10 protein-coding genes are annotated in these 12,894 nt (G+C 47.8%); 7 read left to right on the forward strand and 3 right to left on the reverse strand.

The features are described 5' to 3' along the window. The first annotated feature begins 546 nt into the window (after positions 1 to 546). The 5 genes from H579_RS0121515 (at position 547) to H579_RS0121535 (ending at position 4,504) form a co-directional block, all read left to right on the forward strand. The gene (locus H579_RS0121515) at positions 547 to 1,614 is read left to right on the forward strand and encodes an Rpn family recombination-promoting nuclease/putative transposase (protein ID WP_028302377.1); all 1,068 of its coding nucleotides are present in this window, start codon (positions 547 to 549) and stop codon (positions 1,612 to 1,614) included. Positions 1,615 to 1,789: 175 nt separating this feature from the next. Continuing rightward, positions 1,790 to 3,046, forward strand: a complete 1,257-nt coding sequence (locus tag H579_RS0121520) for a DEAD/DEAH box helicase (RefSeq protein ID WP_028302378.1) — start codon at positions 1,790 to 1,792, stop codon at positions 3,044 to 3,046. 100 nt (positions 3,047 to 3,146) lie between these two features. After that, positions 3,147 to 3,554, forward strand: a complete 408-nt coding sequence (locus tag H579_RS0121525) for a GFA family protein (protein WP_028302379.1) — start codon at positions 3,147 to 3,149, stop codon at positions 3,552 to 3,554. 273 nt (positions 3,555 to 3,827) lie between these two features. Further along, entirely contained in the window at positions 3,828 to 4,064 is a 237-nt protein-coding gene (locus tag H579_RS0121530) for a hypothetical protein (protein ID WP_028302380.1), read from the forward strand. Between the two features lie 122 nt (positions 4,065 to 4,186). Further along, positions 4,187 to 4,504, forward strand: coding sequence for a c-type cytochrome (locus H579_RS0121535; protein ID WP_028302381.1), 318 nt, complete (start codon positions 4,187 to 4,189; stop codon positions 4,502 to 4,504). A gap of 364 nt (positions 4,505 to 4,868) precedes the next feature. Here the strand turns inward: H579_RS0121535 and H579_RS0121540 are convergent, their stop codons facing one another. Continuing rightward, complete coding sequence (locus tag H579_RS0121540; protein WP_028302382.1) at positions 4,869 to 6,818, reverse strand: acetoacetate--CoA ligase; 1,950 nt, start codon at positions 6,816 to 6,818, stop codon at positions 4,869 to 4,871. A 394-nt stretch (positions 6,819 to 7,212) separates the two neighbouring features. On the opposite strand from H579_RS0121540, the gene H579_RS0121545 reads away from it, so the two are divergent. Together H579_RS0121545 and H579_RS27000 are read left to right on the forward strand one after the other, a co-directional pair. After that, positions 7,213 to 7,905 (forward strand): glycerophosphodiester phosphodiesterase, encoded by a 693-nt coding sequence (locus H579_RS0121545; protein ID WP_028302383.1) that lies wholly within the window; start codon positions 7,213 to 7,215, stop codon positions 7,903 to 7,905. A gap of 357 nt (positions 7,906 to 8,262) precedes the next feature. Next, positions 8,263 to 9,165 (forward strand): DMT family transporter, encoded by a 903-nt coding sequence (locus H579_RS27000; RefSeq protein WP_051228162.1) that lies wholly within the window; start codon positions 8,263 to 8,265, stop codon positions 9,163 to 9,165. A 186-nt stretch (positions 9,166 to 9,351) separates the two neighbouring features. Here H579_RS27000 and H579_RS0121555 read toward each other — a convergent pair whose 3' ends face one another. After that, on the reverse strand, positions 9,352 to 11,745 hold the full coding sequence (locus H579_RS0121555) for a sensor domain-containing protein (RefSeq protein WP_036567121.1): 2,394 nt from the start codon (positions 11,743 to 11,745) through the stop codon (positions 9,352 to 9,354). Positions 11,746 to 11,981: 236 nt separating this feature from the next. Then, a complete protein-coding gene (locus H579_RS0121560; protein WP_028302385.1) occupies positions 11,982 to 12,893 on the reverse strand; it encodes a hydroxymethylglutaryl-CoA lyase in 912 nt (303 codons plus the stop codon). Position 12,894: the final 1 nt, after the last annotated feature.

Here is a 12,894-nt window from a genome sequence, read left to right on the forward strand (position 1 = left end):
ACTTTTCCCTACATAAAGCCCGTATTTTCCGGCCGAAGCGGCCGGAAAATACCGAAATATTTATGTTCGGGTACTTAATAGTCTTTCCTCTTCTCTGTAAGCAAGATGTAAACTCATTTGAGGTATTTGATACTAAATCAGTGCCTTATGTTTCTGAAGCTATGATGGAACACCTGCAGATAGTGTAATGTTTGAGACAAGATTAGCCATTTTAGTGAAATGGCTGAGTTTTGTCTGATGAACTATCGGAAGTGTTTGGGTTCTGGCTTTTAAATTGATGATCGTTTTGCAGCAATTGCTCTGATTACAGGCGCTGCTCTTTATACGATGTGAGGGATTATTGTGATTACAGTGACCAAGAAGGCTGATGATGGGAGTTGGTACTAGAAAACAGAGGACAACCATTTTTTGATCATTGATTTGTAAGCACTATTTTGAAAGTTTGAGCTATTTGAGGGTTCTTCTATTTCACTGAAGTATGCAAGATGCCGCCAACAGGTGCTATGTTGAGTAGTACGGTTAAACTTCTACCCGCAAGGATGCACTATGGTTGATCAATCTCTCCCGCATAATGCCCACGATAATAGTTACAAGCTGCTTTTTAGCCATCCCGAAATGGTGGCAGATCTGTTGATAGGGTATGTCAATGAACCTTGGGTTGAGCAGTTGGATCTGTCCACTCTGGAAACGACTAAAGATAGTTATGTCACTGATGACCTGAGAGACCGCGAAGACGATATTGTCTGGCGGGTGTTGTGGCAGGATAAGGGGCAGAAACAGTGGTTGTATATCTATCTGCTATTGGAGTTCCAATCCTCTGTAGATCGTTTTATGCCACTGCGGGTGAATATTTACAGCAGCATGTTGCTGGATGATCTGCGTAAAAAGAATCAGCTGACGCCCAATGGTAAGTTGCCACCGGTTTTCCCTTTGGTGCTCTATAACGGTGAACGGAAATGGACGGCTCCGCTGGAGCTGTGTGAACTGATCGATAGTATTCCCGGTCAGATCCATCTTTATCAGCCCAATATCCGTTATGCCTTGTTGGAAGAAAGAGCTTTTGAGGGTGAGCCTTTACCAGAGGTTAAGAATCTGGTTTCTGCACTCTTTGGTCTGGAAAACAGTAAAAAGCCTGAAGATATCCAGCGTATTCTGACTGCTTTGATCGAATGGCTTAAACAGCCCGAACAGATGGGGCTACGACGTAACTTTACGGTCTGGATAAAGAGAGTATTGCTCCCCGCCAGGGTTCCTGGTGTACAATTTGAACAGGTTCATGATTTGCATGGGGTACATAGTATGTTAGCGGAACGGGTGATTTCCTGGACTGAAGAGTGGAAGAAACAGGGTCTAGCTCAGGGTCTTGAACAAGGTATATCTCAAGGTATTGAACAAGGTATTGAGCAGGGTATATCTCAAGGTATTGAGATAGGTACTGAAGCGGGCATTGCGTTAGGTGAAGCTAAAACCCTGCGCCGCCTGTTAAACCGCCGTTTTGGCCCTTTGTCAAAAGATGTTGAAGGCAAGATCAGTCAGGCAACAGAGCAGCAGCTGGAGGTGTGGGTGGATAATTTTGTGGATGCTAAAAGCTTGGATGAGGTTTTCAAATCGTAGTGTGGCTGGCTGAATTGATGTCCCTATCTTGATCGGGCGACGAGAGATTCGGCTAATATCATTTCTTGGGTTCTGAGTGTTTTATCATTTGTGATTGTTTTGCAGTAACCAAGTCTGCCGTTTAAGCGTTCGGTGTTACAATGCGCCATCTTAATTTTGTTTTCGGTGTTTGGTTATGAGTTTCGCGCCCCTTGGTTTACATTCAGATTTGTTGGCAGTATTAAAATCCCTCGATTATCAAATACCTACACCGATTCAGCAGGAATCCATTCCTGAGGTGCTGGCAGGCCATGATATCCTGGCCGGAGCGCAAACGGGCACGGGAAAAACGGCGGCCTTTGCGTTACCTCTGATACATCGCCACCTTACCCGGTCAGAGCAAAACTGCGAGAAAGTCATTCGTGTCTTAGTGCTTACACCAACACGGGAGTTGGCGCAGCAAGTACATCAAAGCTTTGTGAAATACAGTCAGGGTTTAGGCTTTAACTCTGTGGTGGCCTACGGGGGGGCAAGTATTAACCCGCAGATCGAAGCACTCAATCAGGGCTGTGATGTTCTGGTTGCGACGCCCGGGCGCTTACTTGAGCTTGCTATCAAAGAGTTAATCGATTTAAGCGGTATTGAAACTTTGGTGCTTGATGAGGCCGATCGCATGCTGGACATGGGCTTTATCAACGATATTAATCGTATCCTGAAGCGTTTGCCTGCAATACACCAAACCCTGTTTTTCTCTGCCACTTTTAATGATGACGTCTTTGCTCTGAGCAAAACGCTGCTAAAAACGCCGAAACTGATTGAAGTCGCCGAGCGTAATGCCACGGCTGCAAAAATTGAGCAACGTTTTTATGAAGTCGATTCTCAGCGAAAAGCGGGGATGCTGGCTTACCTGATAGGTTCAAATAATTGGCAGCAGGTGCTGATTTTTACCCGTACCAAGCAGGCGGTAGATGAGCTGGTCAAAGAGTTAGCCAAAGATGGTATCAAAGCGGCGGCAGTTCACGGAGATAAATCCCAGGGTGCCCGTGATCGTGGATTAGAAGAGTTTAAAAATGGGAAGGTGCGAGCTCTTGTGGCGACGGATGTTGCTGCCCGTGGCCTGGACATCAAAGAACTCCAATACGTGGTTAATTTTGAATTACCATACAATGTTGAAGACTACATCCATCGTATAGGTCGCACGGGTCGAGCGGGGCAGGCGGGTGTTGCTGTATCGTTAATCTCCCATAAAGAGAAATATCTGTTTGATGAGGTCAAAAAACTGACCGGTGAAGAGTTCCTGATGCAATGGTTCCCCGGCTTTGAACCTGATTTTATGGCCCAGGAAGAAGCTGATAGAGGTAAGCGTAAACCTTCGAAAAAATCCCTTCGTGCCAAAGCATTAGGACAGGATGCGGGCGGTAAAGCAAAAGTGAATAAGCGACGTCGGCGTTAGGTCAATGGCGTGCTTTAATGCTGTACTTTGTCGCAGGACCTGGATGATGATGCCGTCCAGGGGCTTACCAAGATTTTATACAACAGGGAGATAAATCAGGATGAGTAAAAGTTATCACGGTTCATGTTTGTGTGGAACAGTGCGCTTTTCGGTTGATGGTTTTAGTGAACAGGCGGCGAATTGCTATTGTTCCATGTGCCGGAAGTTCCATGGTGCTGCTTTTGGAACGCTGGTTGCCGTGGAAGGCTTAGTCTGGCTTTCCGGTAAAGATGCCCTGAAGGAGTATGTCGCTCCCAATGGGACGACTCGAACATTTTGTTGCCAGTGCGGTTCCAGTTTGGGCTTTCGGGTCAAGGGCGAGCCATTGGAGCAGATCGAGTTAGCAATATCTGCTTTTGATGTCGATATTCCCGTGACAATAGACGCTCAGATTTATACCGACCACAAAGCGAACTGGTGCGAGCTGCCATCCAATATTCCCGCATTTTCTGCCGGTCGGGAAGAGTGATTGGACTCTTGCTGGACCGCGATCGCCTGACACAGCGGCCATGGCGGTCTAACGGTAGTGTTGCCTCTAAAGTTGGAAGCCTCCCGACAGGGCGGGGAGCAGTCACAAGTGTTTCTCTTGGGAAGGAGTACGGTGTTAATGTGTAATAACGTGAAATTGATCAGGTGATGGTATTTTGCATAATGAGGCACTGGCTAGTGCAGTTCTGTTCCAGGAAGCAGGGCTTAACTGGAGCGGTATATAGCCAGAACTTTCATTAACTGTGGAGGCCGTATGCTGAAGTCGATTATTAACAATCCGTTTGTGAGCTTGTTGGGAGCATTAGCTCTGCTGTTTACTGCGGGTTATGAAACCTGGCTAGGTTGGGAGAGTGCTGAAAATCGTTTAGCGACACATCATGGTATTTTACTGTTTAGCTTAATTCAGTCGGCCAAGCTGGTGCCTGAAGTGATAGGCAGTTTATCAAACCTCGATGAGGCAGTGGAGACTGTTAAAGACAGTATCCGTTAGTAAGGCGTCCGTAAGAAAGCTGTGCTCGCTTAAACTTCATGTGGTCGGACCTTAAAAATATTGACAATCAATGGGTTAAAGCCAAATATTTAAGGTAAGGCAGATGTATGGAGAGGCGGGCTATGAAACTGTGCCAAAAGATTTTTTGTTTGGGGTTAACTGTTTTACTGGCAGCTTGTTCTGGTAAGCCTGATGATTTCTCCAGCGGCGAAGAGCTTTATAATTACCACTGTGCGGGTTGTCACAAAAAAAATGGTGACGGTAAATTCCTGATGCGTATTCCAGCCAACAAAATGACCCGTATGAGTAAGGCTGATGTTACCTCTTTGATTAAAAACGGACATAGCTCGAAGCCTAAGATGTCTTCCATTGAAGGCATTAGCTATTCTCAGGCTCGAAAGATTACCGATCATCTCTGGACGCTTAAGAGACAGGATTAGTATCTGCTCAGGCGTTTTAGTGATCTCATCTGCATGGGCTCAGCTCACGTTTTGGTAATGGTCGAGAATACTTGCCAGTGATCTTCTAATCTGGCTGTATCTGCCTTTGATTCTGCAGTATTTACCCTGGTTGTGGTTGTCCAAGGATATCCAGGCCTTGTTACATATTGCCGAGACGTTCGGTGATCCCGCGCAGTGATTAAACTCGATTCATCAGGTTATAGTCCATCTGGAAGCTTAACACTAAGAATTATATGGCATTGTGCATAATGCTATGAACCAGGTTAAAGGCTATCCCCACCGGAGAATCCGGTGGGGTCAGGCAGAGGTGTAAAGCAGAAACATAAAGCAAAAACAGAAGTGCTTAGTCCTGCAGTTGTGGCAAGTCTTTGTACAGTTCTAACGCTTCTGGGTTGGCCAAGGCATCAGTGTTTTTCACCGGGCGGTTGTGCACAACGTTACGCACGGCCAACTCCACGATCTTGCCACTGATAGTGCGTGGTATATCAGCAATCTCGATAATCTTAGCTGGTACGTGACGGGGAGTGGTGTTGGCACGGATCGTGTCCTTGATCTCTTTTTCGATATCCGCATTCAGGCTTTCACCCTCTTTCATACGTACAAAGAGTACAACGCGTACATCATCCTGCCAGTCCTGACCGATACACAGGCTTTCCATCACTTGGTCGACTTTTTCAACCTGACGATAGATCTCTGCAGTACCGATACGTACACCACCTGGGTTCAGTACGGCGTCTGAGCGACCGTGGATAATCAGGCCGTCGTTTTCGGTCACTTCAGCATAGTCACCATGGGCCCAGATATTGTCGAAGGTATCGAAGTAGGCGCTGTGGTATTTCTCGCCCTTGTCGTCATTCCAGAAGCCGATAGGCATGGATGGGAATGGTTTGGCGCACACCAGCTCACCTTTGTCACCACGAACCGGTTCACCGGTATCGCCATAGATATCTACTGCCATGCCTAAACCGCGACACTGCAGTTCACCAGCGTATACAGGGCGGGTTGGGCAGCCCAGTGCGAAGCAGGAAACAATATCGGTACCGCCGGAGATGGAGGACAGGCACAGATCGGCTTTGATATCGCGGTAAACGTATTCAAAGCTTTCGTGGGCCAGTGGAGAGCCGGTCGATAGTGCGGCCTTCAGTTTCTCCAGATTGTGAGTCTCGCGAGGTTTCTCACCTACTTTTTCCAGTGCAGCGATATATTTTGCAGAAGTACCAAAGATGCTGATGCCTTCCTCTTCGGCGATATTCCACAGGATGTTAGGACGAGGGTGGAATGGAGAGCCATCGTACAGCAGTACGGTACAACCGGTTGCCAGACCGCTGACCAGCCAGTTCCACATCATCCAGCCACAGGTGGTGTAGTAGAACAGTACATCGTCACGGGTGACATCGGTATGCAGGATATGCTCTTTCAGGTGCTGGATCAGGGTGCCGCCCACAGAGTGCACGATACACTTAGGCACACCTGTGGTACCGGAGGAGTACATAATATACAGCGGATGATCGAAGCTGACGCGCTCAAATTCAACTTCTGTAGCATCCTGGTCAATAAAGTCGCCCAGCAGAACACCGTTATTGATATTGCCGATCTCTGGTGTCTCTTCAACAAATGGAATGACGACGACGTGTTCGATCTCAGGCAGGTGTTGCAGGATACCTTCTACGCGCTCCAGAGAGTTCAGCGTCTTTTTACTGTAGTAGTAACCATCGGTGGTGAACAGTACTTTGGGTTTGATCTGACCAAAGCGGTCCAGCACACCATTGATACCAAAATCCGGTGAGCAGGAGGACCATACTGCACCCAGGCTGGTGGTTGCCAGCATAGCGATGACAGTTTCTGCACAGTTAGGCACAAAACCGGCCACCCGGTCGCCTTTACCGACCCCGGCTTTTTTCAGACCAGCGGCCAGCTGGGCTACCTTGGTGTACAGTTCTGCGTAGGTGATAGCGCTGCGTTGGTCTTTTTCACCGCGGAAAACCAGGGCGGTGCGATCATCGCGGTATTTCAGCAGGTTTTCGGCAAAATTCAGCTTGCTTTCCGGGAACCAGCGAGCCCCTGGCATTTTATCGCCATCGACCAGTACGGTATCACCTTTCTGATCGGCAATAATGCCGCCGTAATCCCACATCAGAGACCAAAAATCCTGATCGTTTTCAACACTCCACTGGTATAGGTCGGAGTAATCGTTCAGAGATAAACCAAAGCGCTGGTTTACTTCCTGGGTAAACTTGTGCAGCTGGCTGCTTTCAACGCGGGACTGACTTGGCTGCCATAGAGGGGCGCTCATAGTTTGCTCCTTATTCTTTGCCCTGTTTGGTGGGCAAAATTTTATTGTTGTACACACCTAAACGAAAGTCTTTCGATGCTCAACCCTCTGGCCAGAGGTCAGTGTAATGTCTCGCTGAGAAACTTTTGTTTAGATGCTTATTTAGTGCTGATTCCTGCAGTATGCTTGGCATCTGGACATTGGCGACACAGGGTTTTAGCCGTGTCTTAAGATCATTCATATTTGCACAGAAGTATTTGGATAGCCTGCGGTTAAACCGCTAAAGAGTAACTCCTTTATGACAGAAAAACTTCTGTGCGAGTGATTAGTGATGATCAAGGATCAGCTATGATAAAAGCTTAGGTTAAATTTACTGTAAGTTGACGTTAACGTAAAGGTCGGCTTGGAGGCTATTATGCGTTTTTTTGCTCATAGAGGGGCAAAGTTCGATGGACCGGAAAATACACTGTTTGCAATTGAGCAGGCCATTATGGCTGGTGCGGAGTGGGTTGAGATCGATATTGTCGCCCATCAGGGGCGTTTATTGGTGATTCATGATCTTACTCTGGAGCGTACCACGAACGGTGCAGGTTATATTGCGGACTACCCTTTGTCTTATTTACGCTCCTTGGATGCGGGTTTGGGGCAGCAGGTTCCTTACCTGGAAGAGGTTTTAATGCTGACACAGGGGCGGGTCAAGCTAAACATCGAGCTGAAAAGCCCTGGCAGTGCGGGCTTGCTGGCAGTGTTACTACAAAAAAATGAGATTAGTTTTACCCGCTCCGATCTTCTGATTTCTTCATTTGATCACAGAGAGTTGTTGCACTTTCAGCAGTGCTGTCCTGATATTGAGCTGGGACTGTTGATATGCGGTACACTTTTGGATCTTAAGGCTACGCTGGGGCCTCTCAAGGTGTCCTCTGTACACCTGTCTGATGAGTTTGTTGATCCACGTTTTGTCGCTGAGATAAAAGCTCAGGGGTTAGCCGTTTATGTGTATACCGTAAATAGTTTATCGATGCTGGATCGTTTGCAAACTTTGGGTATTGATGGTGTTTTTACGGATCGAAGTGAGCTTTGGCAGCAATACCGTGCCCGTATGCAATGATGTGTAGTTCGTCTCAAGCTCTTATATCGCATGGACTTAGAGAATAGGCTGGTTTTTGTTACAAAAGTTAACCGTTAAAGGACTTGCGCAGTCGCCTGCGTTTAAGCGATAGTAGCTGTCGATCTGATTAGAGTTTAGATTCAAGTATTAGGAAACTTCACCATGATTATGGCCTTTTTTGCACTATCACTAGCACCATGGCGCGTATTCGCACGTCATGCGATGGCGTGTGCGCAATTTAGGCGACGTTTCTGAAGCTTGTCTGCTTTTATAAGGTCGCTCATGCAGCGGCCTTTCTTTTTAGGGCGCTGCCATTTTTTATCTTCCGAGCAGGAATTTTTTAGGCAGGAAATGACGATGTCAGTGCCAATCGCTTACGGACTAGCAATTATCATCTGGTCCACCACACCTTTAGCCATTGTTATCAGCAACGAAACTTTACCACCAATGATAGCGGCGATGTTGCGTATGAGCATTGCGGCAGCTATGGGGCTGGTGATGCTGAAACTATTTAAGCTAAGGTTTAATTGGCACTGGCATGCATTTCGAGCCTATCTGGCCTCTGTCGTAGGTATCTTTGGTGCGATGGCTTCGACCTATCTTGCTGCGCAATGGGTGCCTTCAGGTCTGATCTCTGTGCTGTTTGGCCTAACTACGATTGCCACAGGCGCTCTGGGGCATTTTTTCTTGCAGGATAAATTGTCTGTCAAGCAGTGGCTGTCGGTAGTGGTGGGGCTGATCGGTCTGGCGATTGTGTTTACCGATCAGCTGGTGATCACTGGTCAGGGTGTCTACGGTGTGCTGTTCTGTTTAGCTGCGGTAATGCTGTTTAGTATCAGTAATATCCTGATGAAGCGCTTTGGTTCAGGTTTGCACCCGGTACAGCAAACGGTGGGCGGCCTATGGTGTTCGCTGCCGCTTTATGCCTTAGCATCCTTTGTCAGTGGTAGTGCGGTTGAGTGGCAGCAGGTGAGTCTCAACAGCATGTTGGGTGTGGCCTATCTGGCGATTCTTGGCTCTCTGGTCGGCTTTGTCGCTTACTTTCACCTGATCGCTAAGCTGGCTCCGGCCTATGTGGCTTTGATTACTCTGGTGACGCCAGTGATTGCCTTATTTATAGGTAGTCAACTGTATGGTGAGCCTATAACGGCTGAAATGATGATTGGTGCAGCGATTATTCTGTCCAGCTTGCTGTTCTTTATGAGTGATAATTTTATTCGGCTCTATAAAGATAAAAGGTTGGGTTTAAAAGCAGCTTGATAGCAGTGGGCAGCTTGATAGAAGGGGTTTTACGCTAACACCCTGCGCAGTGGGGTGCGAAGGCTGGGCAGAGCGGTGGCAGGATGCTGATAAATAAAGCAGATCTTGTCTCGCGAAACCCAGCGTTGGATTTTGTCGTCACTCAATCACAAGCCGAATCTCAAATTTTCCCTGTGGAATGAGGTTTTAGACCTGTTTTTCCAGCTGCATCAGATAAGTTTGCTCAAAATCTTCCAGTGGCAGCGGGCGGCTGAAGAAGAAGCCCTGGAATTCATCGACGCCCAGATCTTGTAGCATGTTCACCTGAACCTGGTTTTCAACGCCTTCCGCGTTTACCCAGATACCTAAGCCATGGCCCAGCTCCAGGACGGTTTTAATAATAGCTCTGTCCTGAGGGTCTTCGTGCATCTCCATCACAAAGCTACGATCGATTTTGAGCTTATCAACGGGCAGGCGTTTCAGGTAGCTCAGCGAAGAATATCCGGTGCCAAAGTCATCCAGAGCCACTTTGACACCGGTTTGACGTAACAGGGCCAAAGTGCTGTGTACATTATCCAGATTGGCAATCATATTTTGCTCCGTGATCTCAATGCACAGCAGCTCTGATGGAATCTGGTATTTGTGGATTACACTCTGAACAAACTGAGCAAAATCACGCTGGTTCAGGCGGTTGGCTGAGATATTGACTGATAAGGGGACCGTATTCAGGTCTGCTGCCAGCCAAGTGGCAATCTGTTTGATGGCCGCTTCTAGTACCCAGTCATCAAGCCGGGTGATCAAACCGGTTTTTTCCGCGATAGGGATAAACTCAAACGGAGGAATCAAGCCTCGTTCAGGGTGAGGCCAGCGCACTAACACTTCTGAGCCGATCAGATGTTTCTGTTTCGCATGCAGAAGCGGTTGATAGTGCAGACAAAGCTCGTCATTTTCAATCGCACGCTTTAGCTCTTGCTCTATCTGCTGCTCTTTTAGAGCTTCATGCTGCATCTCTGCAGCGAAGAAAGTAAAACGGTTTCGGCCTAAAGATTTGGAGCGATACAGGGCCAGATCAGCATATCTAAAAAGCTGTTGATGATTGTCACCTTCGAGAATGACCTCGCGCGCCTCTGGATAAACCGCAACACCCGCACTGATATTACAGGAGATATCGTTGTCATTCAGTTCAACTGGCTGGCTAAGCAGGTCCATCATCGCCTGCAGGTATTCGCTGATCTTGCCGCGCTCTGAGATATTCGGGAGAATCACTGCGAACTCGTCGCCACCCAAGCGATAGGCCTGGCCTCTGTTACCCAGCAGATCCTGTAAGCGGTGTGCTGTTTTGATGAGTAACATATCACCAGTTACATGACCTTGAGTGTCGTTAATGTCTTTGAAGTTATCCAGGTCTATCAGGATCAAACTCAGAGAACTAAGTATACCATCATCAATATCTTCAATCTGACGACTTAACTCATTATGGAAAAATACACGGTTGGGTAGGGTTGTCAGGCTGTCGTAATGGGCTAGATACTGAATACGCTCCAGAGCCCGTTTACTATCGGTGACGTCCATAACCGAGCCTTCGATATGCTCCGGCTGATCACTGGTCGCTTTTACCAGGCGGTTACTAACGGCAACCCAGCGCTTTTGGCCATCACGAGTATAGATCTCCACTTCATTCAGAGTGAAATAACCTTCTTTGCGCAGGCGCTTCATCGCCTTAAGCCATTCATGTGGACGAACGTAAACGTTTTTACCGATATGAGAAATGCTGGAAATGCACTCTTCCGGTGAGTCGTAACCCAGAATGCGAGCCAAGGCTTGGTTAACATTCAGGTAACGGCCATCTAAGGTGCTCTGATGCAATCCCGCAAGGGAGTTCTCAAAAATACTACGGAACTTCTCTTCTGCCGTCGTTAATGCACTTTCAGCATCTTTCTGCGCGGTTATATCATGTACAGTACCGACGAGGGACTGAGTGCGGCCCTCTGTGTTTTTGATCGCTTTACCGTTGAGGCGAATCCAGATCAGGCTGCCATCAAGCTTACGCATGCGCAGCTCCATGCTTTTCACCTGGCCAAACATATCCAGTTGTTCCAGGAAATGTTTTCTGTCTTCCTGGTGGGCATAGAGGTCGTTAGCCAGATTTTCTATCTGATCACACATGGTTTGAGGGTTCGCATAACCAAAGGTATCCGCCAGGGATTGGTTGGCATAAACCAGTTTGCCCTCGCGGTTGGTTTGATAAACACCGTCTACCGAATGCTCAAGAATGGCACGGTAGTTTTCGCGATCAGTCAGGTTGTAAGCCAGGAAAAGAATACAGTTATCGTGAATACCAATAACTTGCCAGCGGTAGGTATAAACTGAGGTATAAATTGTGTCATAAACAGCTCCCTGTGCCAGATCTAATGGTGCTGAAGAGAGCACACGATGGCGAAATTCGGCAGGAATCAGGTTGATACAATTATCCAGTTCCAGTTGAGCTGTCAGCTGTTTTGCGGGTTGATTGCAATACACACAGTTGCCTTCAGCTGAAAGCAGTACGGCAGGGATTGGAAGATCCGCAAAATCCAAATGTGTAAAAGACGGTGTACTCATGAAACTGGTAATACCTTGGCTCAAATCCAAAGGCTTAGCCTATGGATTTATCACAAAAAAAACAATACTTTTTGTCAAATAAGTTCGAAAGGGTTATGTTTTGTAACTGTATGTTAATAAACAAAAAAAGGAGACCGAAGTCTCCTAAATCAAGGCCAAACCCTTGGTAATCCCTACGAAGTCAAAGGATTTTTAGTTTCGCGAGGATCAAAGATGCGGTTTATGCCGACAATATTTTACGTGCTCATTGCCAGGCCGACTTTCGAGCGGTTAGGGCGTTCAATAGCATCGGTAATGTATTGACCTGTGGCTACCAGTTTCTCCAGATCAATACCGGTTTCTATGCCTAAACCCTGCAGCATATACACCACATCTTCACTGGCCACGTTACCTGCTGCACCCTTGGCGTATGGGCAGCCGCCCAGACCACCGACAGAGCTGTCTACGACGCTGATACCTTCCTCCAGTACCGCATAGATATTCGCCAGTGCCTGACCGTAGGTGTCGTGGAAGTGGGCCGCCAGCTTTTCAACCGGAACAAACTGGCTGACGGCACGCACCATCTCTTTTGCCTTTTGTGGCGTACCAACGCCCACGGTGTCACCGAGGGAGATCTCATAGCAGCCCATGTCGTACAGGGCTTTAGCTACTTCGGCCACCTTCTCTGGTGCGATTTCACCGTCGTAAGGGCAACCCAGTACACAGGAGACATAGCCGCGCACGCGAATGCCGTTGGCTTTTGCCATCGCCATCACCGGCTTAAAGCGTTCCAGGCTCTCTTCAATCGAACAGTTGATGTTCTTCTGGGAGAAAGCCTCAGAAGCAGCGCCAAATACCGCTACTTCTTTTACGCCACAGGCAATCGCACTTTCCAGGCCTTTTACGTTCGGGGTAAGGGCAGCGTAAGTTACGCTGCCTTCTTGACCGTCGGTCTTCGACTGAATCGCCTGCATAATCTCTTTGGCATCGCCCATTTGCGGCACCCACTTGGGCGAGACAAAGCTAGCCGCTTCGATATAGCTGACACCGGCCTCCTCCAGGCGTTTGATCAGTTCCAGTTTGACCTCGGTGCTGATCACGCCAGACTCATTCTGCAGGCCATCACGAGGGCCTACTTCAACCAGACGCACTTTGCTTGGCAGTGCCATA

It is taken from the genome of Oceanospirillum beijerinckii DSM 7166, assembly GCF_000422425.1.
Classification (GTDB): Bacteria; Pseudomonadota; Gammaproteobacteria; order Pseudomonadales; family Halomonadaceae; genus Oceanospirillum; species Oceanospirillum beijerinckii.